This window comes from Candidatus Nitrotoga arctica, from assembly GCF_918378365.1.
Lineage (GTDB): Bacteria > Pseudomonadota > Gammaproteobacteria > Burkholderiales > Gallionellaceae > Nitrotoga > Nitrotoga arctica.
Window position 1 is genome coordinate 1,265,336 of the sequence record NZ_OU912926.1, and the last position, 24,842, is coordinate 1,290,177.

General features: G+C 52.8%; 17 protein-coding genes and 2 pseudogenes. 11 read left to right on the forward strand and 8 right to left on the reverse strand.

Annotated features, from left to right (window positions below; genetic code table 11):
- Positions 1-9 precede the first annotated feature (9 nt).
- From MKZ32_RS05715 to MKZ32_RS05740, 7 genes are all read left to right on the forward strand, one after another.
- Complete coding sequence (locus MKZ32_RS05715) at positions 10-744, forward strand: TolC family protein (RefSeq protein ID WP_275584258.1); 735 nt, start codon at positions 10-12, stop codon at positions 742-744.
- Complete coding sequence (locus MKZ32_RS15425; RefSeq protein ID WP_275584259.1) at positions 741-974, forward strand: hypothetical protein; 234 nt, start codon at positions 741-743, stop codon at positions 972-974. The genes MKZ32_RS05715 and MKZ32_RS15425 overlap by 4 nt, the downstream gene beginning before the upstream one ends.
- Before the next feature lie 833 nt (positions 975-1,807).
- Positions 1,808-2,146 carry a P-II family nitrogen regulator gene (locus MKZ32_RS05720; RefSeq protein WP_239796383.1) on the forward strand — a complete coding sequence of 113 codons (339 nt, stop codon included), beginning with the start codon at positions 1,808-1,810 and terminating at the stop codon, positions 2,144-2,146.
- Positions 2,147-2,156: 10 nt separating this feature from the next.
- Positions 2,157-3,656, forward strand: a complete 1,500-nt coding sequence (locus tag MKZ32_RS05725; RefSeq protein ID WP_275584260.1) for an ammonium transporter — start codon at positions 2,157-2,159, stop codon at positions 3,654-3,656.
- 377 nt (positions 3,657-4,033) lie between these two features.
- A complete protein-coding gene (locus MKZ32_RS05730) occupies positions 4,034-7,465 on the forward strand; it encodes a glycosyltransferase (RefSeq protein ID WP_239796384.1) in 3,432 nt (1,143 codons plus the stop codon).
- Positions 7,465-8,664: a glycosyltransferase family protein gene (locus tag MKZ32_RS05735; RefSeq protein ID WP_239796385.1), complete on the forward strand. Its 1,200-nt coding sequence runs from the start codon at positions 7,465-7,467 to the stop codon at positions 8,662-8,664. The genes MKZ32_RS05730 and MKZ32_RS05735 overlap by 1 nt, the downstream gene beginning before the upstream one ends.
- Positions 8,657-9,496 carry a glycosyltransferase gene (locus MKZ32_RS05740; protein ID WP_239796386.1) on the forward strand — a complete coding sequence of 280 codons (840 nt, stop codon included), beginning with the start codon at positions 8,657-8,659 and terminating at the stop codon, positions 9,494-9,496. The genes MKZ32_RS05735 and MKZ32_RS05740 overlap by 8 nt, the downstream gene beginning before the upstream one ends.
- A 77-nt stretch (positions 9,497-9,573) precedes the next feature.
- Here the strand turns inward: MKZ32_RS05740 and nhaA are convergent, their stop codons facing one another.
- From nhaA to MKZ32_RS05750, 3 genes and pseudogenes are all read right to left on the reverse strand, one after another.
- Positions 9,574-11,412, reverse strand: a complete 1,839-nt coding sequence (gene nhaA, locus MKZ32_RS05745; RefSeq protein ID WP_239796387.1) for a Na+/H+ antiporter NhaA — start codon at positions 11,410-11,412, stop codon at positions 9,574-9,576.
- 18 nt (positions 11,413-11,430) lie between these two features.
- A pseudogene (locus tag MKZ32_RS15670) lies at positions 11,431-11,538 on the reverse strand (CDGSH iron-sulfur domain-containing protein); the annotation flags it as partial.
- 141 nt (positions 11,539-11,679) lie between these two features.
- Positions 11,680-12,363, reverse strand: coding sequence for a GGDEF domain-containing protein (locus MKZ32_RS05750; RefSeq protein ID WP_239796388.1), 684 nt, complete (start codon positions 12,361-12,363; stop codon positions 11,680-11,682).
- Positions 12,364-12,877: 514 nt separating this feature from the next.
- On the opposite strand from MKZ32_RS05750, the pseudogene MKZ32_RS05755 reads away from it, so the two are divergent.
- The 4 genes and pseudogenes from MKZ32_RS05755 to MKZ32_RS05770 form a co-directional block, all read left to right on the forward strand.
- Positions 12,878-13,487 (forward strand): annotated as a pseudogene (locus tag MKZ32_RS05755) (IS5 family transposase); the annotation flags it as partial.
- A 505-nt stretch (positions 13,488-13,992) separates the two neighbouring features.
- Entirely contained in the window at positions 13,993-15,510 is a 1,518-nt protein-coding gene (locus tag MKZ32_RS05760; RefSeq protein WP_239796389.1) for a sensor histidine kinase, read from the forward strand.
- Between the two features lie 2 nt (positions 15,511-15,512).
- Entirely contained in the window at positions 15,513-15,953 is a 441-nt protein-coding gene (locus MKZ32_RS05765) for a response regulator (RefSeq protein WP_239796390.1), read from the forward strand.
- 5 nt (positions 15,954-15,958) lie between these two features.
- A complete protein-coding gene (locus MKZ32_RS05770) occupies positions 15,959-18,034 on the forward strand; it encodes a putative bifunctional diguanylate cyclase/phosphodiesterase (RefSeq protein ID WP_239796391.1) in 2,076 nt (691 codons plus the stop codon).
- Between the two features lie 208 nt (positions 18,035-18,242).
- Here the strand turns inward: MKZ32_RS05770 and MKZ32_RS05775 are convergent, their stop codons facing one another.
- The 5 genes from MKZ32_RS05775 to MKZ32_RS05795 form a co-directional block, all read right to left on the reverse strand.
- On the reverse strand, positions 18,243-18,533 hold the full coding sequence (locus MKZ32_RS05775; protein WP_239796392.1) for a hypothetical protein: 291 nt from the start codon (positions 18,531-18,533) through the stop codon (positions 18,243-18,245).
- Between the two features lie 332 nt (positions 18,534-18,865).
- On the reverse strand, positions 18,866-19,870 hold the full coding sequence (gene cydB, locus MKZ32_RS05780; RefSeq protein ID WP_239796393.1) for a cytochrome d ubiquinol oxidase subunit II: 1,005 nt from the start codon (positions 19,868-19,870) through the stop codon (positions 18,866-18,868).
- Positions 19,860-21,293 carry a cytochrome ubiquinol oxidase subunit I gene (locus MKZ32_RS05785; RefSeq protein ID WP_239796394.1) on the reverse strand — a complete coding sequence of 478 codons (1,434 nt, stop codon included), beginning with the start codon at positions 21,291-21,293 and terminating at the stop codon, positions 19,860-19,862. The genes cydB and MKZ32_RS05785 overlap by 11 nt, the downstream gene beginning before the upstream one ends.
- A gap of 194 nt (positions 21,294-21,487) precedes the next feature.
- Positions 21,488-22,312 carry an alpha/beta fold hydrolase gene (locus MKZ32_RS05790; RefSeq protein WP_239796395.1) on the reverse strand — a complete coding sequence of 275 codons (825 nt, stop codon included), beginning with the start codon at positions 22,310-22,312 and terminating at the stop codon, positions 21,488-21,490.
- A gap of 86 nt (positions 22,313-22,398) precedes the next feature.
- A complete protein-coding gene (locus MKZ32_RS05795) occupies positions 22,399-24,507 on the reverse strand; it encodes a catalase (protein ID WP_239798105.1) in 2,109 nt (702 codons plus the stop codon).
- Between the last annotated feature and the right edge of the window lie 335 nt (positions 24,508-24,842).

Genomic DNA, 24,842 nt, shown 5'->3' on the forward strand with positions numbered 1-24,842 from the left:
AACTATTTAATGGCCGGGTCAATAGTTGCGGTAATTCAGGCTTATTTCGATGCTCAAATGGAGAAGGCCACGTTACAAGCAAAAAAGCAGAATGAGGCGATTGCTAAAAGCACATTTGAGAGCGCGCAACGACGGGAAGTGCGTGGTGCCGTATCACGTAGTGATACGCTGCAAGCCACTACGGCTTTAGCCAAGGCATCCCTCGAAAAAAATCGCGCAATCGGTGGTTATCAGAAGGCACTATCGGTGTTGGTGTATACGCTCGGCGTGTCCCCGCAAACGCGCGTTATCCTAGCCGATGATTTGATGGATAAAGAAGTGTTGGATTCGAGAAATCTGGAAGCTTGGTTGGACATTGCCGAGAAAATACCCCCTGCGATTATGGCGGCGCGTGCCCAATGGGAATCTGCAAAACAAAGAATTATTGTGACGCGTTCAGACGGTTTGCCGACTATGGATTTCTCAGTCAGCAGTTACCAGAATGGCTACCCAAGGCAAGGTCTGCCACAAATTCAATCACGGGTAAGTAGCATTGGCATTTCTCTCTCCATTCCTTTCTTCGACGGGTTCTCGCGCACTTACAAGATACGCGGTGCTGAAGCTAAGGTAGAGCAACGTGAAGCCGAATTGCAGGATACTGAACACACCATCCTGATGGAAGTCGTCAAAGCGTATGCAGATGCAGCTTCCTTGCAGAATTTGCAGGCATCAGAAAATTGCTCAGTGCTGCGCAAGAGTCTTTGAGTACTTCGCAGCGAAAATATGGAAAAGGTGCCGCTGACATCCTGGAAATCCTCAACACACAAACTGCGCTGTCGGATGCGCAGCAGGAGCGCATTCGCAGTCTAGCAGAATGGCGTTCTGCCAGGCTGTGGCTGTTGTCCAACGTTGGGATGATGGGGCGTTCAGCGGTGGCTCCGTGGATAAAATGCAGATTCCATTACCACCCACATGAGGTCAGGTGCTTGTTGTAGTCTTACCAAAAACTGCAACGAGCTTTATTTCCTGCATCATCAGGCTGTGCGTTCGGTATCCATTTGCCATATAGTTTGGCAATCATGGTCCCGTCGACATGCCCCATCTGTTTTGCCACCCAGATTGAGTTTTCTCCGCCCGAGAGCCTCATTGAGGCATACATGTGCCCCGTGTGGTATGGCCTGCGGTAATACGCCCCGATCATTCTTATTTGCCTGTCACTAGCTCACGTGCAAAGATTTAGCGGGTTCTGGAAAATTTCAGCGCCTTTGAGGTAGGTAAACTCCATCTGCGCGCGCAGCGCTTCAATAGTCCGGGAAATAGAAAAGCAATCAAGTTCGTTCCTTACTATTTCACTCAATTGGTGCATCGCATATTTGCAGCGCATAAATTGGTGCATAGGAAAGTCCTTCTATTTTTATAACATATGACAATATATTGTTTTTATTAATTAAATTATATTGGCACGGAAACTGCTTTAAATTGACTGAGGTGTTATCGTTTTCAGTTTTAGAAAGAAGCGAATACATAAATTTTAATTGCTCATTGTTGTTCTAGGAGCTTTGTTCAACCTATTTCGCAGCACTGACCGATGAATTCGCTTATCCATAAGAGAGTCACTTACAACGCAATAACCCAGGCAATGGATTCAATGGCCCTAATTACTCTCTTTCTGATTTAGCAATTTTAGGATTGGGGCGAAACCTGATTTTTTCAAACATAGCGCTCACAGTGAAATTATGATTTCTCATAAGGGAAGCATCGTTGGATCATTTACAGGGGATTCTGATTGTCGCGATTTATGCACCAATACACATGAGGAGTAATAATTATGAAAATGGTTACTGCAATCATCAAGCCGTTCAAACTCGACGAAGTACGTGAGGCTCTGACTGCGATTGGTGTACTGGGTATCACCGTTACGGAAGTGAAAGGTTTTGGCCGGCAAAAAGGCCATACTGAGCTGTATCGCGGTGCGGAATACGTGGTGGACTTTCTGCCCAAGGTCAAGTTGGAAGTGGCTATAAAAAAGGACATGTTAGAGCTGGTGCTCGAAGCCATCGAAAAATCTGCACACACCGGCAATATTGGTGACGGCAAGATATTCGTCCACAACATTGAACAAAGCATTCGCATTCGCACCAGCGAATTTGGCGCAGAAGCCTTGTAAGGAGAACGATATGAAAAAACTGTTTGTGCTTTTTGCGTTTCTGGGTATGTTGTATGGTCTGGTAGTCCCAGCATTTGCGGAGGAGGTCGCCCCAGCAGCAGTATCGACAACAGCCACAGTCCAGACTGCTACGGCAATTGATGCAGTTAAGCCCGTCCAAGCGGTAGCCACACACGCTGTCGCGCCCACGCCCAACAAGGGTGATACGGCGTGGATGCTGACCGCCACCCTGCTGGTCATCATGATGTCCATCCCGGGTCTTGCCCTGTTCTACGGCGGCCTGGTGCGCAGCAAGAACATGTTGTCCATCCTGATGCAGGTGTTTGCCATTTTCGCGCTGATCATCGTGCTGTGGGCCATCTATGGCTATTCGCTGGCGTTCACGCAGGGCAATGCATTTATCGGCGGATTTGACAGGCTGTTCCTGAAGGGCATCTTTGATCCGGTCACCGGCAGTGTCGCCAATGCAGCAACCTTCAGTAAGGGCGTGGTGATTCCTGAATTCGCTTTCGTGGTCTTTCAGGCCACCTTCGCCGCTATCGCCGTTGCATTGATCGTGGGTGCTTTCGCTGAACGGATGAAGTTCTCCGCTGTGCTGTTGTTCTCTGCATTGTGGTTTACCTTCGCGTATTTGCCGATTGCACACATGGTGTGGTTCTGGATGGGGCCGGATGCCTACACCACTCAGGCTGCGGGGGATACTGCAACGGCAGCGGCAGGATGGCTGTTCCAGAAGGGCGCATTGGATTTTGCAGGCGGCACCGTGGTGCATATCAACGCGGCTGTTGCGGGTTTGGTCGGTGCATTCATGGTTGGCAAGCGCATCGGCTATGGTAAAGAACCAATGGCACCGCACAACATGGTCATGACCATGATAGGCGGCTCTCTGCTGTGGGTTGGCTGGTTCGGCTTCAATGCGGGCTCGGCTTTAGAGGCATCCGGTACGGCCACATTGGCCTTTGTCAATACATTGGTTGCTACTGCAGCCGCCGCACTCACATGGACGCTGGCTGAACAGTTATTGAAAGGCAAGCCATCCGTGCTGGGGGCGGTTTCCGGAGCGGTCGCTGGCCTGGTTGCCATCACTCCCGCCTGCGGCTGGGTGGGTGTAGGCGGCGGACTAATTATCGGTGCACTGGCTGGCGTGGCTTGTTTCTGGGGCGTAACCGGTCTGAAGAAATTGCTGGGGGCAGATGACGCGCTGGATGTGTTCGGCATCCACGGTATCGGTGGAATCTTGGGCGCGTTACTCACCGGCGTGTTCAACACCTGGAGCATGGGTGGCACCGGTATCGTGGATTATGTCAATAATACTATCGTTGACACTACTATCAGCGGACAGGTGTGGATACAAGCGCAAGCCGTGCTGACCACGATCATCTGGTCTGGTGTGGTTGCCTTTGTTTGCTACAAGATTGTGGATATGACCATCGGTTTGCGTGTGAAGCAAGAAGAGGAGCGCGAGGGGTTGGATACTACAAGTCACGGCGAACGGGCTTACAACTTTTAATCCATTTTATCTTGATAGTATTTCTGCTAGCTTCGTTATGAAGGTTAGAGCGCCAACTCATTGACTATAAGAAATGTTAATATATTTACTGGTTTCGAGAAAAATATAAAATGTAACATCCCGCATTGGCAATGCGTGGTATTGGTTAGTTTGATCCAGCCCTCGCCAGAATGCTGGTATTCTGGCGAGCTTAGTTGTTCAGTGTGATTCTTGCACAAGAACCTGCAATATAAATTCGCTCAGGGCTTATTGTTAGAAGCCTGGTACATCTTCATGTCATGGAGCGGCTTTCGATAACCGCGTCATCCTTATAAATTGTCGGCTGTTCCCCCACCTGCATAAAAAATCAGATAGTGGATGTTTTGTAAGAAATTCAAATGAACGCATCATGCGCACTTTCACCGATCGCTGATCACGCATCTCAATGGCCTGCATCGGGCGACCGTCTTGTATTGAAATTGCTGGAGCCAGAATCCAATCCGCAAGACGTTGTGCTGGTGCCATCACCTGTTGCACTGGAGGGGCCACTGGTATCCTGCCTGATGGTCAGTCGCGGTCGACTGTTGCCGGCGCGTCATGCTATTGAGTGTTTCCGTCGGCAGACCTACCGGCGGCGTGAACTGGTAATCATCGATGACAACCCGGCATCTGAGCTGAGGGAGTTTCTGGCGGTTATGGATGACCCGCTGATCCGACACGTGATGTTGCCGGCAAGCCAAGGAAGTCTAGGTAGCCTGCGCAATCGCGCGCTGGCCGAATCGCGCGGCGACCTGGTGTGCCAGTGGGATGACGATGATCTGTATGATGCGCGCCGCATCGCCTGGCAGGTGGAGGCTCTGCAGACGAGCGGGGCGCAAGCCTGCTTCTTGCGTCGATGGACCTTGTGGTGGCCGGCTGAGCGTCGCATTGCAGTGTCCGGCGAGCGCATATGGGAAGGCAGCATGCTGGCGCAGCGTACGGCAGTGCCGACCTATCCGGACCAGCGGCGAGGCGAGGACAGCGTGCTCACCGGGCAGATCATTGCAGACAAGCGCGTGGTGCTGATGAATGCGCCAGAGCTGTACTGCTATACCATTCACGGCGGTAATACTTTCCACTACCAGCATTTTCTGGGCATCTACAACGCTGCCAGTGAGTTTGCGGGCCGTCATGCTTATGCAAACTACTTGCAACTGCTTGGTCGTCGGTTGCCGATCCTGAATTACGCTGTTGCGTTGGAGCAGGCGGGCAACTTGGCCGCTTATCGGCGTCCGCAGCCAGTACCACTGCCCGATCGATTTATCGACCCGTCGCGGCAGCGCTCCGGACGCACACCGTCATGCAGCGAGCCGCGAGTATCAATCGTCGTGCGCAGCATGGGCCGTAACTGTCTGGCTGATGCCCTGAGTTCGCTGGCCGCGCAGTCCTATAGCAAGCTCGAAGTGGTGGTGGTGGATGCCACCGGTGGGCGTCATCCGCCATTGCCGGCAACAATTGCGGCAGATGTGCGATTTCGATTGGTGTGTGCTGGACGTCCACTGAAGCGCTCGGCGGCGGCAAATTTCGGTCTCGAAGCGGCCACTGGCGAATACCTCGGTTTCCTGGATGACGACGACCTGTTTGATCCCGAACACGTTGCGCTGTTGGTTCGCCGCATACTCGAGCCGGATCATCCAGACTTGGTATATGCCGGTCTGTGGTTGGTTGATCGTTATCACCGTCTTTGCCGAAGACAGTGCAATCCGTTCAATACGCTGATGTTTCAGTTCTTCAATCTGATCCCGGCAATCTCGGTGCTGTTTCACCGTCGTGTGATTGAACTTGGCTGCCGTTTCGATGAGAGCCTGGAAGTCTTCGAGGACTGGGATTTCTGGCTCCAGCTCGCGCCACATGTGCGCATAGAGCGCATCGAAGTGCCGACGCAGTACTACTTCATCGAGGCCGGAACATCCGGCTGCAGCATCGGCTTGAACGCCGATTCGGCACGTGCCGGACACTACTCGAAACGCGTGCGTCAGCGCTGGCAGCCCTGTAGTTCGACGCTGTGGCGCGAGTACACCGCACTGGTGCATGATCTGCTTGCGCGCTTTCACGATGGGGAGCGTGCTGAACTGCGTCCGGCAATGCGGGCGCTGCTGGGGCGCTATCCGGAGGAGCCGAATATTGAATTCCATCTTGGGCGCAGCTATCTCGCGGAAGGCCATGTTTTTAGTGCGCGCCGGCTTTATGAATCGGCCGTTTCGCATAATCGCAGCTGCCCGGAATTCATACTGTCGCTGGCACGGCTTTGGGAGGCACAGGGTTCGCTAGAGGACGCACTGTCATGCTTGGAAGAAGCGCGTCCAGCGCTGTCAAAGCAGATGCAGGTGGTGGATGCCGAAATCACCCGTTTGCGACGTCTGATCATCAGCCGCCAGACTTTTCCTGGAAATGGTGCGGGTGGTGGACGCATTGGCCGAAACGAGCTTTGTTCCTGTGGCAGCGGTGCACGTTACAAACATTGTTGCGGACATCAAAGTGCACGGCTTGAGCTGGCGGCTGCAAACCAGTCGTTGCAGGCGGAATGCGACCGGCTACAGGTGGCCGGTATCGAGCAGTACCGATGTGGCGAGCTGCCAGCCGCCGGCGAATATCTGGCAGCGGCCAATGCGCTGCTATCGGGCCAGCCGATGGTAAATCATGCGTTGGCGCTGTTGGCCTATGATCAGGGTGCGCTTGACGAGGCTGCGCGTTATGCCGATGTTGCCCTAGCGGCTACCACCGATCCGGTTATCACGAACTTTCATCGCCAATTGAATTACCGACGGCGCCGCATCGCCGAAGCGCAACTGTTGCGCGAAGCACTGCGTGTTTCTGGACGTCTTTTGTCATCAGATGGCGTGCGTCTTGCGCTGGAATCTGCGCAGGCTATGCTGGTGCTGCGCTGCAATGTGCATCTGCCGCTTGTTGAAGTTGATTTCAATGGTTGGCAGGGCAGGGTACATTTCTTCCAGAGCGATATAGAGGGACTGCCGGATGTCGCGCTTTCGACGTGGCCGGAACAGGGCGGTGTGCTGGTGATTGATGGGGTGCCCGAGGTTCTACCTCCCCTCCTGGATTCGCAACTGTGCACACAGGTACTGATGCGAGTTACCCGGGATTGTCCAGCCATGCTGTTCGAAATCGCTCATGCAGTGCCTGGCGGAATTGGCCTCGTCTATCCCGACGATATCACTGCGCGACAGGTCGGTTTACCTGGTTTTGTTTTGCGGCCGACGCTGCCGCCAGCTGCATTTGAGATCGCGCGCCCGTCGCCCGGGATTCCTTTTCGGGTAGGGCTGCGCGGTAGTTGTGAGGTTGATGGCCTGCATCCGCTTGATGCAGTACTGATCCGTCGTCTGCTGGCCAGCAGACTGTCGGTAAGTGTGCATGGTGGCACGCCTCTGCTGCGACATTTTCCGCCATCTGCGCTGCCGTCGGGGCTGCAGTTGCATGGCTTCGATGCTTCGCAGGAAGATTTTTTCGCCAACATCGACTGCCTGGTGCTTCGACGCGCACCGCTGGCAAGTGGTGAGGCAGCGCTTGGCTTCGTTGCTGGCGCGCTGGCAGCAGGTTGTCCGCTGATTTGCGCGGATGGGCTGCCGGGTGCCGAGTTGATCATGGATGGTCGTAATGGCTTTCTAGTCGCCGCCGGAGATGAGACTACTATCTGCGAGCGCATTGCGCTGCTGCGCCAGGATGCGAAACTCATGCAATCCATTTCCGAAGAGGCTCGTGCGACTGCTCGCCGGTATTGGGCAGTACAGGATTTGGGGCGCTGGACGTGCGTTCACATGGGTCTGGAGGTCTGATGCGCGGCATAAAACTGATTTCCTGGTCGGGCACATCGGGTTATGCGCTGTCGGCGCTAGATTATCTGCGCGGTCTGGTGGCGCAGCAGGTATCGGTTGAATGGATGCCGCTGTGTTCCGGGCCAGATGGCTACATGCCATGGCGCGCAGATCTTGGCATGGATGCACTCGATTTTTTTCCAGCATTGTCGAATGATCCGATACATGCCGATCTGCGGCAGCTTGTCGAGCGCTGTTGCAGGCCTTGCGATTACGATACGGTACTGGTGCATTTGCCACCGGAATATTGGCCGGTGTATTTCGAACCGGGGCGGCGCAATGTCGGTTTCACCGCATGGGAAACCGATCGTTTGCCGCCGCACTGGCCTTCGCTGCTCAATCTGGCCGAGCGCGTGCTGGTGCTCAGCAGCATGAACCGCGAGGTGTGCGAGCGTTGTGGCGTTGTGGTGCCGGTGCGTGTGGTGCCACCTATGCTGCGCGAGGTGCCGCCGCCGGTGTCGGACGAGCATCGTAGACAGATACGTGCCGGGCTTGGCATTGGTCCGCACACCACGGTATTCTATTCGATCAACACTTGGGAGCCGCGCAAGGGCGTTTACGACCTTCTGAGCGCCTTTGCGTGCGCTTTTTCCGATGCGGATGACGTGTTGTTGCTGTTAAAGACCTCGCCACGAGGTATCGGTGCGCCGCCGTCCTACACTGCTGCGCCGGTGGCGGAGTTGCTTGCGAAATGGCATCAGCGCGCCGCGCGCGGTCGCGACGCCCGCCTGCCGTCGATCCGTGTAATCGGGGATAACCTGTCTGGCGAACAGATCGAAGACCTGCACCGCGCCGGCGACGTGTTTGTTTCGCTGACACGCGGTGAAGGTTGGGGCATGGGCGGCTGCGAGGCACTGGTGCGCAGCCGCCCGGTACTGATGACCGGATGGAGCGGTCAGCTCGATTACCTCGGTAGTGAGTGGCCGTGGTTGGTGAATTATCGGCTGACGCAGGTGACGCCATGGCCGCAGCAGGCCAGTTTCCTTGCTTCGCAGCGATGGGCGCAGGCCGACCTGGCGCATGCTGCTGAATTGATGCGCGGTCTGCACCGTGATCTGCCAACCGCCATGACGCACGCCACGCAGGCTGCCGAAGCGCTGCGTCAGAGGCTATCGATGGGGCGAATGACCGAACATTTACTGGCGAGTCTGGATGACTGAAATACCGCGCATCTTCCATTTTGTATTCGGGCTGCGATCGCAGGACGAGCCATTTCATCTGCTGCACTACCTGTGTCTGGAATCATGCCGGCAGGTCAATCAGCCCGAGGCAATCCACTTCCACTATCTTAACGAGCCTTGGGGGTATTGGTGGGATCGGATCCAGCCGCACCTGGTGCTGCATCGTGTCGATCCGGAGCCATTCGTTCGTGATACCACCCGCTATGCCAACACGCCGGAGGGACGCATCATCCGCCAGCGCAACCTCGATTACGCTCATGAATCAGACTTCATTCGCATGAAGGTGCTGCAGACTTGGGGCGGGGTGTATGCGGACATGGACACGCTATTCCTACAGCCGATGCCGGACGAATTCTATCGCGAGCAGTTTGTTATCGGTGCGGAGCAGGATGAGTTAGCGGAGCACGATCCGATGAAACGCTCGCTGTGTAATGCGCTAATGCTGGCGCGGCCGGAATCAGCCTATTTGGCGCGCTGGCTGGAGAATATGTACCGGGTGTTCGACGGCACCTGGAGTCGTCACTCCTGCCAGGAGGCGACGCGAGTACGGCAGCAGATACCGGATGCAGTGCGCGTGCTGCCCAAGCGCTGCTTCCACCGGCACGGCGCCGACCCGGTGGGCGTGCATACTCTGTTTGAGGGGCTTGACGAGGATTTTTCAGGCATGTATTCAATGCATTTGTGGGCGCACCTGTGGTGGGATGAATGGCGCACCGATTTCACCATTGTGCATGGTGGCATGATTGATGAGGACTACGTACGTTACGCCGAGACCACTTACGCGGTGGCGGCGCGAAAGTTTCTGGACTGAAGCAGGGAAACGGGCTGTACCTGCGGCCCGGGGGATCGTTCATCCTGCTTCTGCAGATGGATTGAGCTCGTTGCTGCTCAGGAATGTTTTATCATTCGTTTGCCTTGCTGCCAGAGTAAAAAAACTCCCAGCGCGCCCGCAAGAATGGACGCAAGGAACACTCCGATTTTTGCAGCCGCGAAGTCCGGGGCATGCGGAAATGCCTTCGCAGCGATGTAAAGCGACATCGTAAATCCAATGCCGGCAAGTGCAGCGGCGCCGATCATCTGCCGCCAGGAATAGGCATCGGGTTTGACGGCCCATCCCATTCGAACCGCGATCGCGGCTGCCGCGACCATGCCAAGCGGCTTACCCACGACCAGCCCCAGCATGATGGCAAGGATCAAGAACTCTCGTCCGTCGACGACTTCCATGGAAAGAACGAGGCCCGCATTGGCGAGCGCAAATAAGGGTAGCACCAAGTAGCTGGACCACGGTTCCACCGCCCGTAGTAGCTTGTCGGCCGGGGATTCGATCCGGTCGTGAATGGCATCGAGGGCGCGCATTGATGACTCCGATGGCCCGTGTCGCAGGACTCTCTCTTCCGAACTGCGCAGTTCGGCGTGGAGTACCGATTCGGCCTGTGCCATTAATGCCGTTAGATTCGCGGGGGGGCGGGTTGGCGTAAGGACTGCAACGATCACTCCTGCGAGGGTGGCGTGCAGCCCGGCGGCATGCAGGAATATCCATAAAAGGATCCCCAGTAGCGCGTAGGGAAGCGCGCGGTAGACGCCACCACGGTTGAGCAGAACCAACAGCCCGGTAATAATAACTGCGGCGGCTGCATTGAACGGATCGATGTGCCCGGAATAGAACGCCGTAACGAGCACAATGGCAACAAGATCATCAACCACCACTGCCGCCGTCAGGAATACCCTGAGTTCGACGGGCACGCGTCTTCCCAGTAGGGCAATCAGGGCCACAGCAAAGGCGGTATCCGTGGTAGTCGGGATTGCCCATCCACTGGCCAGTGGTCCAGCCGGTACCAGCAGTAGATAAATGATTGCAGGGACTGTCATGCCCCCGAGAGCTGCAGCCAACGGCAGCGCCGCCGCGCGCCGCGCAGCAAGGCGGCCGACCGTTAATTCGCGCTTGATCTCCAGCCCAACAACCAAGAAGAAGATCGTCAGCAAACAATCGTTGATCCATTCGCGCAACGGTAGCCGAAACGCCACGTCTCCCTCCGTCAGACCGATTGGAATGTTCCACAATGCTTCGAACATAGGACCGAGCGGCGAATTTACTGTAACAACGGCCAGGATCGTCATCGCCAGGAGCAGCAAACCAGTCGACGGAGCCCATCGCGCAAAGTCCAGAGCTATAGTCTGCACCCGGTGACCGAGCGATCCAAGAATGGCTTCGGCCAGTGTATTTTCGTCCCATGGCCCTTCGTAGCGCCGACTATTGATGAAAAAAGTTGGTGATACGGGCGCGCCGCTACGTTTGCTGCTGGCGATATCCGCCTCGACTTTCGCTTGCGCTCGGTTCCAAGCCTCTTGCGTGGATGCGTCACGCGGAGGCAGGTCAAGTTGGGTAGCTAAGGTTTCAAAATCAATGTGCTCGAGCGAGGGCCCGAGTTTCATCAGTGCATCGTGCGTTTCCCAATATCGATTTGTGGTTTCGTGAGCGTATTCGGCCAGCTCGGCGGCTTGACGTGCCTTGTTATTGCCGAGAATAGGTCGATGGCGGAACACATAGCGCATCCGTCCGTCAAATCGATCCCGCAAATTGGCAACAACATCATGTGCGGCCTGACAGTACGAACAGTTGTAGCTGCCGTATTCCACGAGCGTGATTTCAGCACTGGGATCACCCAGCGTGTGGTCAGATCCACTATGTACCGGTGGATCCAGTTTGCTGATATGCGTGTTGCTCACTTCGTTGACCTCCAAATTTCAAGTGGACGTGAATCCGACGGGCACATGGCTAACGTCGCAAAATGGCTTTGTCTCGCTTTCACTGCAAGAGCAGAGGCACGATTGGTTTGCATCACTTGCGTGGCGACACGTCCACTCCTGGTTTTGATTTCAAAATGGTCGCGCACTTGCAATGGAAGCTGGTATCTTGGTTAGAACGCTGCTCTTGATATGCTTCCGAATGTGATGCAGGTAAGGCCAGTCGTCGATCGCGGCGCTGAAAGAGAGTTACCTTTTAGAGTCTGACCTGTTTGTCTCAGGAAAATGTCGTGAACGCACATTGTTTTTACCGCTTTTCTTGACCTCATACATTAATTCATCGGCAGCTTTAAGCATTGCAGGGAACGAACGATCAGCTTCGCTGAACCATGCTATCCCGATGCTACCCTTTACTGGCGGGAAGCCTTGAAGAGCGGTGTCTACTGCAGTGGAAATTTTCCGACCTGCCTCGACAGCTGCTTCGTATCCAATTTCTAAGAGCAGAACGGCAAATTCGTCACCACCCAATCGCGCGACTCGATCGCTAGAGCGCGAGATACTGCGTAGCGCTATGGCTGTCGCTCGAAGTGCCGCGTCCCCCGCATCATGGCCTTTGGTGTCGTTAAGCTGTTTAAAGTCGTCCAAATCCAGAATAATAACGGCCAATGGGTGTGCATAGCGCTTCGTGCGCTCAACTTCGGAGGCCCCAGCCTCGAGAAAGGCACGTCTGTTATAAAGCCCAGTCAGGGCATCTCGGGTCGCGCGTTCATGTTCTCTTTCAAATTGCAGACGAACCTGATTGGCAAGAAGAGCTACCAAACTGTAGGTCATTAAGTGGGTTAATGCGTTTACCCATGGAATCCACTGGGCGCTGTATTGTCGCTCTGAAGCAATATCGCCCACGAGAGATATCGTAGATGCAAGAACAGCCATAAACAAACCATTCCTTTTCCCACCTATCCATGTAATTACAAGTACCGGCAGCACTGCTAAGGATACAAAATCGAACTCGGCGTAAGTTACTATCCGAAACGCAATCATAAGAAAAAATACACTGACACAGATTGACCATACAATCCAGAGGCGCCAACCGGTCCATAAGGTACCGAGGAGGAAATTAGAAATCCTTACCTTTTTCATATTTATTGAGCCGATCATCAAATAGTGAGCGGTTCACTCTGTTCATTATTATAAGGTTAGGTGAGTTGGACAAATTCAGGCAGGACGGTTTCAAGTTTTAAATTGGCCGACTATAGACCCCCCTGCATGATGCGATATTATTTGACGCAGCTTTCCAAATTTACAATATCTCTACTACTAAATAACCGAGCAGCGCCATTTGTGAGGTATGGAACAGTGTCCGGTATTATCACATTTAGCATCTATTTGTACTAGGCTACCAGCCTAATATAATTATTAAACAATGTGATATAGATCAATCACACAGTGGTCCAAGGCTGGGTTCTTCGAGGCGCTGTGGAAGGCCGGTCTTGCCGAGTACGACGACCTTGAGAGCATCGCCTGGCGATGGCAAAGCATTGATGGGGCGATGTTCAAGGCGCCCCTGGCCCAAGAGGCGGTGGGACGAAACCCGACGGATCGGGGGAAAAAAGGCAGCAAGCGCCACCTGCTGGTGGACGGACGTGGCGTCCCCTTATCGCTCGTCGTGACAGGGGTCAACGCGCACGACGTGACGCAGCTTGTGGCGGTATTGGGTGCCATCGTGGTCAAGTGCCCATCGCCGCACAAGCGGCGCTCCAGGCATCTGTGCGCCCACGCTGGATATCGAGGCAAGAACGCCATGAGCATCATCCTGGCCTACGGCTACATCGCTCATGGTGGGCCGTAAAAGCGAGGCTGATCAGAAAAAACGCGATTCGAAGAAGAAGGCCCGCCGCTGGGTGGTGGAGGCCTGCCATGGCTGGTTCAACAGATTCAGAAAGTTACTGGTGCGCTACGAGAAGTTGGAACACACCTTCCTGGCTCTCAATCACCTTGCCGCAACCATTATCGCCCTGCGCAAGATTATGCTGCCGGTTAATATTATTTACGGATAAGTCCTAAATGTCCGTAGTAACATAAAAGGAAAGGATATTCATAAAATATATCATTATTACAATGATTTTATGAATGTTTTATAAAATATGGTGTGCATAAATAAAATTAATAATTAAGACCTCCTTAAGTTTATTCCATCTAAGCCGATGTAATGCCTAACCGAAGATTAACTTTTAATTAGGCGACTGTTTAAAAAATAATTAATTTAATTGCTCAGGAAAGTCAAGTGGTCTGGAAGTCTAGCTACCTTTGGCGAAGCTTTGGAATAGTTGAGTATTCTCAAAGTCAGGCATCAATAAAATTTGCATCGAGCGTAGTGTGAGGTATCAAGTTGGAGCCCCTTATTGACAATAAAAACGAGTATATAAGTGGCGGCGCACGAGATTTGCGTCGTCACGGCATTCACGGAGTTGCCGATGAAAAGTTCAGTGCGCAAATGGAGTTTGATGTATTTGAAGATCAATTCGTCGCATCGGCGTCGCAATCGAAGAGAAGCGAGTTGCAATGAACGCACGTCTGACTCTCGCCGTCTTGCTACCCTTCGTCGCTTGTGCCGTGCAATGGCTTCTTTGGGATATCCTCAAGCCTTACGTCTGGTTTCTCTTTATTCCCACAGTATTTCTCAGCGCCTGGGTCGGTGGTCTGCTCGGCGGTCTAGCTGCGACAGTCATTGGCACACTCCTGGCTTGGTATATCTTTATACCCCCTGCCTTTTCGTTTCCGCTGGACAATCCCGCATCTCTCTTTTCCATCGTAATTTTTATTTTTACTGGCTTTCTCTTCAGCTTCTTTTTCGATCAGCTGCAGCGCTCAAAGCACCGAGCCAACGAGGCCTTATCTATGGCCGAGTCAGCCAACGAAAAGACCTTCCAGCTTTACCAGAAGCTGAAAGAAGCGCAACGACTGGCCAGCGTTGGTAACTGGGCCTGGGATATCCAGAGCGATACGCATGTCTGGTCGGAGGAGATTTATCGCATCTACGGTCGCGACCCGGCCTTGCCTCCGGCCATTTACCCGGAGGTTCAGAAGTACTTCACCCCAGAAAGTTGGGCAACTCTTTCCGCCGCCGTGGAGAAGGGCCTGGCGGAAGGCGTTCCCTACGAATGTGATGCGGAGGTGGTGCGCCCCCCTGGCTGCCCCCGCCGCTGGATTGCTGCTCGTGGCGAAGCAATCCGCGATGCCGATGGAAACATCGTGAACTTGCAGGGCACGGTGCAGGACATTACCGAGCGCAAACTGGCTGAAGAAGAAATCTCTCGTCTCAACGTCGACCTGGAACAGCGCGTGGCCGAACGCACCGCCGAACTGACCGCTGCCAATCGCGAATTAGATACCTTTGCTTATGCTGTCGCGCACGATCTACGCGCGCCGCTGCGGGCTATGAGTGGTTTCAGCCAGGCCTTACGAGAGGATTACGGCGGCCAGTTACAGGGCGAAGCACTGGTTTTCCTGGATCAGATCAACCTCGCCAGCCGCAAGATGAACGACTTGGTCGACGGTCTGCTCACCCTTTCGCGCAGTACGCGCGGCGGATTACAATATGATTTGGTGGACATCTCCGCCCTGTCAAAACGCTTGCTGGTCGAACTGGCGCAAAGCGACCCCGAACGGCAGGTGACGGTGGAGGTGGAAGCCGAACTTCAGGCGCGCGGTGATGCGCGTATGATCGAAGTGATAATGCGTAACTTACTGGGCAATGCTTGGAAATACACAGCACACGTCGCGGAGCCGAGTATCCGCATGTACGCCGAAGAACGGGATAATGCACGCCTCTTCTGCGTTGCCGACAATGGTGCCGGTTTCGACATGGCTCACGCCAACCGCTTATTCAAGCCCTTTCAGCGCCTGCATCGTCAGGACGAGTTTCCCGGTATCGGTATCGGCTTGGCTACCGTACAGCGTATTGTGAACCGCCATGCTGGAGCTATTGAGGCACGAGGAGAGCCGGGCAAGGGCGCGATATTTTGTTTTACGTTGTCAGACACGCCCGCGGATTCGGCACAAGATAAAAAGGAGATTTAATAATGAATACTAAAACCATCCTGCTGGTGGAAGATAATTCCCAGGACGAAATGCTTACCCTGCGCGCATTACGCCGCGCCAATCTGGCTAACCGCATAGACGTAGTACGGGATGGTCAGCAGGCGTTGGATTATCTATTTCGAGAAGGCGAATTTACCGACCGCGAAGCTTTCTGCCTCCCCACCATAGTTCTGCTCGATATTAGTCTGCCGCGTTTATCCGGCTTGGAAGTGCTGGCACGGTTGCGCGCAGACAGTCGCACCGAACTGCTACCGGTGGTCATCCTGACTTCCTCCGACGAAGAGCATGACCGTCTGAAGAGCTACGAAAACCGTGCCAACAGTTTTGTCAGGAAGCCGGTGGATTTCGCCGACTTTGCCGAGACCGTCGTGCGCTTGGGTGTCTACTGGCTGGCGACCAACGAACCGCCGTCAGGAAGATAAAGATCATGATAGACAGTCCACTGAAAGTCCTTATCATTGAGGACGTTCCCGCCGATTTCCTGTTGCTTGAGCGCAACCTGCGCAAAAATGGGGTCGCGGCCGAGTGGCGGCGTATCGGAAACGACGCGGAACTGAAAGACGCGCTGCAAACCACATGGGATGTGGTGCTCACAGACTTCCATGTGCCAGGCATGGATTTCCGCACGACCTTGTTATGTATCCAAGCGCATGATCCCGATCTGCCGGTGATTATGGTGTCTGGCAGCGTCGGCGAGGAAACAGCGGTCGAGTTGCTGCGCCTGGGCATAGTAGACTTCATCCTCAAGGATCATTTGGCTCGTCTACCTAGCGCCATCCGACGGGCTCTCGTCGAAGCCAATGAACGCCGAGCCCGCCAAGCTGCCGAAATTGCGTTGCACAAGCTTGCTCAGGCTGTAGAACAAAGTCCGGAGGGTATAGCCATCACCGACCTTGATGCCAATATCGAATATGTGAATGAGTCTTACTTGCGCATCACTGGTTATAGTCGCGAAGAGGTTATCGGTCAAAATCCAAGCATGCTGCATTCAGACAAGACCCCAAAGAGCACTTACGATGCGTTATGGAAGAGCATGGCTGAGGGCAGAATATGGCAGGGAGAGTTCTACAATAAACGCAAGGACGGCAGCGAGTTTATCGCGCACACCATTATCAGCCCTATCCGCCAGCCCAATGGGTGTATTACGCATTACGTCGAGATTAAAGAAGACATTACAGAAAAAAAACTTGCTGAGGCTGAAATTCACCGTCTGGCCTATTATGATACGCTTACCGGTCTGCCCAATCGCGCTCTGCTGTTAGAACGCATGGCACAAACACTGGCTATGAACCGTCGAGTTGGCCATCACAGCGCGCTAATATCGTTCAACATCGATCGTTTCAAAACCGTAAACGATGCGGGTGGTCAGACGCTGGGCGATACGCTACTCAAGGCCGTGGGCGAACGGCTGACTCACAATCTACGGGAAGGAGATGTCGTAGCACGCATCGCAGGAGACGAGTTTGGAATCTTGCTGAGCGACCTCGCACTCCAGCAACACTCTGCCGTACATCTCGCCCTGCATGTATCTGAAAAAATACATGCCAGCCTGCACGAACCCTTCCGCCTCGGTGATGAATGCATCACTATCACTGTCTGCCTCGGCATCGCGCTTTTTCCGGAAAGCAATGAAGATTCGCCGCTGGACATCTTGCGCCGCGCTAATACTGCCCTTCACCACTCAAAGACAAAAGGAAGTGGACAGACCGCGTTTTTTGAAGGTAGCCTGGATGAAATCGCAAAACAACGCTTCAATATCGAGCGCGAATTGCGTCAGGCCATCACGTCCGGCGAGTTGCGCGTGTTTTTGCAAACGCAAGTGGATGCAACAGGTAAGACCGTCGGCGCGGAAGCACTGGTGCGCTGGCAACATCCGCAGCGAGGGCTGATACCGCCGAGCGCATTCATTCCTATTGCAGAGGAATCAAATCTCATTATTGAGATAGGCATATGGGTATTCACCGAAGTATGCCGCTTGGTGGCGCGTGAGGACATGGTGGCCTGCCCGATGCGGATCGCGATCAATATTAGTCCGCGTCATTTCCGCCAATCTAATTTTGTCGATCAGATTAAACATGGCCTCGCCAGCACTGGGGCAGATCCGACGCACCTCACCCTGGAAGTAACGGAGGGGGTGGTGATCGACAACATCAATGATGTGATTGCCAAAATGAGCGAGTTGAGCTCGATGGGAATTCACTTCTCCATGGATGACTTTGGCACCGGTTATTCCTCTCTATCGTACCTCAAGCGCTTGCCCATCCACGAAATTAAGATCGACAAGACTTTCGTGCAAGACATGACAACCAACGCGAACGACGCGTCACTAGTGGAAATCATCCTGTCCGTGGCCCAACATATGCACCTCAGGGTAGTGGCGGAAGGAGTGGAGACAGCTGAGCAGGCCGCGTTTCTCAATCAGCGTGGGCTGGTTATTCATCAAGGCTATCTGTTTGGCAAACCGGAGCCAGCTGAGATTTGGATGGCGAGAATTAAAGAATAATCCTTTCCATGATGATTCATAAGAACTACTAGGTTAAATTTGAACCCATAAATTATGAATGACCGTTGCTATAGGAGGTCGAAAGTTGAGAGTAACAAGTCCATATTTATGATTTAAAGAATGCATTGCTTCATGAACGATAAGGCCAGCATATGCTGGCCTTATCGTTCATGCTTCTTATGAATATTCAAATTAAGATACATACACGTTAATGGTCGGAATCCTTAGGGGCGTCAGAACTATTTTCCTCAGATATACCTGATTGTCCTGACATATCAGATCTTGATGTTTCAGAGGCCTCGGATTTATCCAACCCTGATGTGTCAGATTGTCCAGGCATATTCGATCCTGATGTGTCAGATGGTACCGACATATCTGACCTTGATTGATCAGAATCTCCAGACCGATCAGACATGGATGTATCAGAATCTGCATACACTAACGTAGCAGCTAATGTGAAACAAGAAACTATAGCAAGATTAATAATAGTCTTTTTCATGAAATTCTCCTTGAGATGAAATGTGCGAAAATATCTCGGTAAGGTTAGCCACGCCTTGCTTATATAGGCTCTTATTGAGTCTACTCAAATTTCCAGTGGGCAAACTCTATTAGCACATTAGATGAGGGTGTTTGGGCTGTCTGTGCGGTATCACACGCTAACAAATATGAAGCTTGAGAAAAAAGGACAGAACTTTTGATAGGCTAAAAGGAGGTGTCAAATGAGGCAGGGAATCTCTGATGCGGTATACCGTTCAAATTACGGTATTTGTTAAGACGGATCGATTGATCTACTTGAATTTTTTTATGCGGCTATTAGATATCTAAATTTCATCAATGATAAGTCCTTGCGGCGCCTACTTTGCCGCGGAATACCCAATAAGAGTAGCCGGAGTAAATTAAAATTAACGGAAGCAAAACTGCGGATCCTGTTAAAAGAAATGAAAGACTGTTGTCGGGAGCGGCTGCATACCAAATCGTGACCGATGGTGGCACTATATATGGATAAAAGCTGAAACACAGGCCGATGAACGAGAGTATGAAAAGCCCGAGCGAAGCTAGGAACGGTATTAAATCCCGTTTCTTTATCAGGCCCCAATACAGACCCAGAGCGCACAGGGCAACAAGAATAGGAACGGGGGCGACGTAGAGCAATTGTGGCCATGAAAACCATCGCATCATGAAACGCTCATTGAGAAACGGCGTCCACAGGCTAACGACACCGATCAGCGCCAATGTCAACGGACCGGCAATCCAGGCAAAGCGATAGGCCGCACGCTGGACATCACCTTCGGTTTTGTAGATCAGCCATGTTGCACCCAACAGGGCGTAACCCACTACAAGAGCCACGCCTGTCATGAGGCTAAAGGGCGTTAACCAACCCCACCATCCGCCCGCGTAGGCCCGGCCAATGACCGGGATGCCTTGAACAAGCGCCCCCAGCGTAATGCCTTGCGCAAAAGCCGCCAAGGTCGAACCGCTGGCAAATGCCCAGTCCCAAAGATACTGGCCGCGTTTGGTTTTCCAGCGGTACTCGAAGGCGACACCGCGAAACACCAAAGAGAGCAGTATGGCAATGATAGGCACGTAGAGAGCCGGCATGATGACCGCGTAAGCAAGCGGAAAAACCGCAAACAAACCGCCGCCACCGAGCACCAGCCACGTCTGGTTGCCATCCCACACGGGCGCGACTGAGTTCATCATCTGATCACGATCTGCTTCGTCTTTGGCGAAAGGAAACAGGATGCCGATACCCAGGTCAAAGCCGTCGAGGATGACATAGGCGAGGACTGCGAAGGCAATGATGCCGGCCCAGATTAAGGGAAGATCAAGTGTCATGCGGATGCCCCTGTCTGGTTCGATCCAGCACACTAGCAGGCACGAGTGTTGGTGCCGGCATGAGGCCCGCGGCGCGAATGGGTTGATCTGGCGAAAGACCAGGTTCTCCATCCTTCGGTGGCTTGCTCATGAGACGCACAACATAGAACACCCCGGCGCCAAACAACATAAAGTAAATCATAATAAAGGCTATCAGTGTGACACCCACCGCCGTCGCGTTAATCGAAGACGCTGATTGCGCTGTCATCAGCAGGCCATAGACTGTATAAGGCTGACGCCCCGCTTCAGTCGTGATCCAGCCAGCTAAAACTGCGATAAACCCAGCAGGGCCCATCAACAACGCAGCCCGATACATCCATGGCGTTTCATAAAAGCGACGGCGACTACGAAGATAGAGACTCCAAGCCCCCATGGCTAGCATTGCAAAGCCGATGCCAAGCATGATTCGAAAACTCCAGAACACAATATTGACAGAGGGGCGCTTATTTTTTGGCCATTCTTTCAGGCCCTTCACCACACCGTTCCAGTCATGAGTCAAGATGAAGCTACCAAGTTTTGGAATGATGATTGAGTAATCGACCCGTTCCTTTTCAGGATTCGGCAAACCAATTAAAATCAGTGGTGCACCCGCTTGGGTCTCAAAGTGACCTTCCATGGCGGCGATCTTGGCAGGTTGATACTTGAGCGTATTCAAGCCATGCAGGTCACCAGCAATGATCTGCATGGGGGCGATAATAACCACCATCCACATTGCCATGGAGAACATGATACGTGCACCCGCATTCGCATTATTTTTTAACAGATGGTATGCACCCACTGCACTCACAACAAATGCGGTAGTAAGATAAGCGGCGAGTAGCATGTGCACGAGACGATACGGGAAAGATGGGTTGAAAATCACTACCCACCAATCGGTAACGATGAATTGACCGGCAGTGTTGATAGCGTAGCCGCTCGGGGTATGCATCCAACTGTTGGCAGCCAGAATCCAGAACGCTGATACGATGGTACCGAGCGCTACCATAACGGTGGCAAAGAAATGCAATTTCGAGCTAATCCGGTTCGAGCCAAACAGCATGATTCCAAGGAATCCGGCCTCCAGAAAAAAGGCAGACAATACCTCATAAGCCATCAATGGGCCCAGTACTGGGCCGGTCTTGTCCGAGAATACACTCCAATTGGTTCCGAACTGATAGCTCATTACAATTCCAGAAACTACTCCCATGCCAAAAACAACGGCAAAGATTTTTTTCCAATAGTCGAACAGACTTAAGTAAACATTTCGGCCTGTAGTTATCCACAAGCCATTCAACACGGCAAGATAGCTGGCAAGACCGATCGAGAAGGCTGGAAAAATGATATGAAAACTGATGGTGAATGCGAACTGAATGCGCGCCAAAAGGAGGGCATCGAATTGTTCCATAGAATACATAGTTATTTTTATAAGTGGTTTCGCTCTTTGCCAATGAAATAGCTATACCAACGGTACACTCACTATATCAACAATGGGCTCAATCAATAATAAATGCCCGTTGGCTTCACCATCACCTATTATGTTGCTCACAACCATTTTAAGGCCCGCTCTACGCCAATCAAGCAAGTGCAGGCAAAGCAATCTCAGGTCTTAAGAAATGCCAGCAGATCAGCGTTGAGCTGATTTTTGTGTGTGTCAGTGAGTCCGTGGGGTGCGCCGGCGTAAATCTTCAGGGTCGCGTTCTTAACAAGCTTCGATGAGCAGAGAGCTGAGGCACCAATAGGCACGATCTGGTCGTCGTCGCCATGAAGGATCAGCGTCGGCACGTCAAACTTTTTGAGGTCCTCGGTAAAATCCGTCTCGGAAAACGCCTTGATACAGTCGAAGGTGTTTTTGTGACCGGCCTGCATTCCCTGGAGCCAGAACGAATCGATCATGCCCTGCGAAACCTTGGCGTCAGGTCTGTTGGCTCCGAAGAATGGGCCGCTAGCGAGATCCTTGTAGAGCTGCGAGCGGTCGGCGATAGAGCCCTGGCGAATCTCGTCGAACTTCTCAATCGGCAAGCCGCCGGGATTATCTGTCGTTTTCAGCATTAGCGGCGGGACGGCTGAGATCAACGCAGCTTTGGCCACCCGTTTCGTGCCATGGCGCCCGATATAGCGGGCCACTTCGCCACCACCCGCAGAGAAACCGATCAGTATGGCACTCTTCAGATCGAGCATTTCGATGAGCTCCGAGAGATCGTCGGCATAGGTGTCCATCTCGTTGCCATTCCAGGGCTGACTCGACCGCCCATGACCGCGACGGTCATGGGCAATACAACGATAACCATTGGAGGCCAAAAAAACCATCTGCGCCTCCCAGCTATCCGCACTGAGGGGCCAGCCATGGCTGAACACCACGGGTTGTCCCGTGCCCCAATCCTTGTAGTAGATTTGCGTACCGTCTTTCGTAGTGATCGTATTCATTGTTTGCCTCCTTAGTTTATCGACGAGGTCGTCGACACTTCTCATGTCCTTAGAATGCTGGCTTTCAGTGGCCGCGCAACCAGATGTTATGCCAATGTTCGAACCGATTTTTCTCGATCCCATTGGCGTGTTTTTGCCGCAGCAATAAATGCGTTCGTGTCATTAGTATCCACGACGCCTGCGTCTTGTCCGACATTCGCTATTTTTAAAAGTACCTGACCGCCTTGGTCGACGGCGATTGCCTTGAGATGACCGAAAGCATCTCGTACAAAATCGATCGCGGCGCTTTCTATCGACAGCGCTTTCGCACCTTTGTCAGAGAGGATGATGGCGACTGCGTCGAATAGCACCGAAGGCGTGCCAGCCAGCTGCCCATCAGCCCCTAGCATCGAACCATCAGCAAGCTTCGTGCCGCCCACCTTGGGCGCAACAATCTTCACGTTAGCACCCGCATCCATTGCGGCTTTTTTAATGTTCTTGATGACAGCGCCGTCTGAACCATCCGCGATCAGGATACCAATCGCGCGCCCCATGAGCGTGTCTTTCATCTTGCCAATAATCTGCAATGCGGGCGAAGGCTCCATTTCTCGCACGGGCGCTGCGGCCTCCGGTGCATCAGGCATTTTGTCAAATGCAAGACCTGTGGCAACCCGTTTGGCGAGATCGTCATCAATATGCCGCAGGTGACCGACCATCGCCTCACGCACGTGCACATGTTCGACCTTGGAGAGCTCAAACACTAATGCCGAGGCGATGTGCGCCTGCTCATACGCGGTTTGGCTGAGATAGAACTGCCGTGCCTGGCTGTAGTGGTCGGCGAAGCTCTCGGCACGGATGCGGGTTTTCTCGCCACTTTCAGTTACTGTGGCGCTATGAAAGCCCTTGATCGGCGTTTCGCGTGGCGAGTTCTCAGACAAGGAGTTGGGCTCATACGCAACGCGGCCCACCGGTTGCGCCATTTGCATGTGCCCGTCACGTTGATGGTTGGAGAAGGGGCATTTGGGCGCGTTGACCGGAATTTGATGAAAGTTGGGCGAACCCAGGCGCGAAAGTTGCGTATCGAGATAGGAGAATAAACGGCCTTGCAATAGTGGATCATTCGAGAAATCGATGCCTGGCACAACATGAGAAGGACAGTAAGCAACCTGTTCAGTTTCAGCGAAAAAATTGTTCGGCCAGCGATCCAGCACCATGCGCCCGATCACTTTCAAGGGCACCAGTTCTTCGGGAATCAGCTTGGTCGCATCCAGATGATCGAACGGGAATCTGTCCGCTTCTTCCTGTGTGAAAAGTTGAACCGAAAATTCCCACTCGGGGAAATGGCCGGCTTCGATGGCCTCGAACATATCGCGGCGATGAAAGTCTTGATCAGCGCCGGAAATCTTGACGGTCTCATCCCAAATGGTTGACTGCAAACCGAGCTTGGGACGCCAGTGGAATTTGACGAAGGTTGATTTACCAGCGTCGTTAATCAGCCGGAAACTATGCACACCAAAGCCTTCAATCATGCGCAGCGAACGCGGTAGTGTGCGATCAGACATAATCCACATCACCATATGCATGGATTCAGGCGTGAGCGAAATAAAATCCCAGAACGTGTCGTGTGCAGTCGCCGATTGTGGAAAGCCACGGTCGGGTTCCATCTTTACGGCGTGGACGAGGTCGGGGAATTTAATGGCATCCTGGATAAAGAAAACTGGAATGTTGTTGCCAACCAAATCCCAGTTGCCTTCTTTGGTATAAAACTTGACGGCAAACCCGCGTACGTCACGTGGGGTGTCGACCGAACCTGCTCCGCCTGCGACGGTCGATATGCGAGTGAAGACGGGCGTCTTTTCACCTACTTCGGTGAGAATCCTGGCAGTGGTGTATTGCTCTAATGAGGCGGTCAGCTCAAAAAATCCATGTACACCCGTTCCTCGGGCGTGAACAATACGTTCTGGAATACGTTCGTGATCGAAATGAGTAATTTTTTCGCGAAGGATAAAATCCTCCAGAAGAGTAGGTCCGCGTAAATTAGCCCTGAGCGAATTCTGATTATCGGAAAGTCCGACGCCTTGGTTCGTGGTAAGAGTGGGGTGCTCTCCACCCGCAATCTGGTGTAGCTCGCCGCCGGCAGCCAGTTGTGAATCTCCGTTCGAGGCCGAACCTTTATTATGTTTGGGTTTTTCAGAGTTATTCGTTTTCTTTTCCATACTCAAGATTAATCTCCTTGGTGAGTAACGCCAGCCTACCGGCTTTTAACGTGGGTTTATGTGGCGGTTGTTGGCATTAACCAGTTTTTTTGACAACATTACCAACTTTTAAAACTATAAGCTGGCAAAGTAAGTGTGTCTGTACGATGGCGTACACTAGTCAAATTTTTATCTGACAAGCAAAGAGTTAACAACAGAATAAAAAATTTATCGCATTTAGTTTTGTTATCAGAAAGTGCTGAGATATTGAATAGTCGGACGATACAGTTGTGCTGGCTGGAAAATAACTGATTTCCTATCCCATTCAGTTGGATCATCTTTACGGTGATCTTGGC

Excerpts from the sequence above, each read along its gene's own strand:
- MKZ32_RS05775 (WP_239796392.1), bottom strand. The coding sequence starts at position 18,533 with ATGAAAAAGACTATTATTAATCTTGCTATAGTTTCTTGTTTCACATTA.
- MKZ32_RS05790 (WP_239796395.1), bottom strand. The coding sequence starts at position 22,312 with ATGAATACGATCACTACGAAAGACGGTACGCAAATCTACTACAAGGAT.
- MKZ32_RS05760 (WP_239796389.1), top strand. The coding sequence starts at position 13,993 with ATGAACGCACGTCTGACTCTCGCCGTCTTGCTACCCTTCGTCGCTTGT.
- cydB (WP_239796393.1), bottom strand. The coding sequence starts at position 19,870 with ATGACACTTGATCTTCCCTTAATCTGGGCCGGCATCATTGCCTTCGCA.
- MKZ32_RS05750 (WP_239796388.1), bottom strand. The coding sequence starts at position 12,363 with ATGGCTGTTCTTGCATCTACGATATCTCTCGTGGGCGATATTGCTTCA.
- MKZ32_RS05785 (WP_239796394.1), bottom strand. The coding sequence starts at position 21,293 with ATGGAACAATTCGATGCCCTCCTTTTGGCGCGCATTCAGTTCGCATTC.
- MKZ32_RS05735 (WP_239796385.1), top strand. The coding sequence starts at position 7,465 with ATGCGCGGCATAAAACTGATTTCCTGGTCGGGCACATCGGGTTATGCG.
- MKZ32_RS05770 (WP_239796391.1), top strand. The coding sequence starts at position 15,959 with ATGATAGACAGTCCACTGAAAGTCCTTATCATTGAGGACGTTCCCGCC.
- MKZ32_RS05730 (WP_239796384.1), top strand. The coding sequence starts at position 4,034 with ATGAACGCATCATGCGCACTTTCACCGATCGCTGATCACGCATCTCAA.
- MKZ32_RS05740 (WP_239796386.1), top strand. The coding sequence starts at position 8,657 with ATGACTGAAATACCGCGCATCTTCCATTTTGTATTCGGGCTGCGATCG.
- MKZ32_RS05725 (WP_275584260.1), top strand. The coding sequence starts at position 2,157 with ATGAAAAAACTGTTTGTGCTTTTTGCGTTTCTGGGTATGTTGTATGGT.
- MKZ32_RS05720 (WP_239796383.1), top strand. The coding sequence starts at position 1,808 with ATGAAAATGGTTACTGCAATCATCAAGCCGTTCAAACTCGACGAAGTA.
- MKZ32_RS05715 (WP_275584258.1), top strand. The coding sequence starts at position 10 with ATGGCCGGGTCAATAGTTGCGGTAATTCAGGCTTATTTCGATGCTCAA.
- MKZ32_RS05765 (WP_239796390.1), top strand. The coding sequence starts at position 15,513 with ATGAATACTAAAACCATCCTGCTGGTGGAAGATAATTCCCAGGACGAA.
- MKZ32_RS05795 (WP_239798105.1), bottom strand. The coding sequence starts at position 24,507 with ATGGAAAAGAAAACGAATAACTCTGAAAAACCCAAACATAATAAAGGT.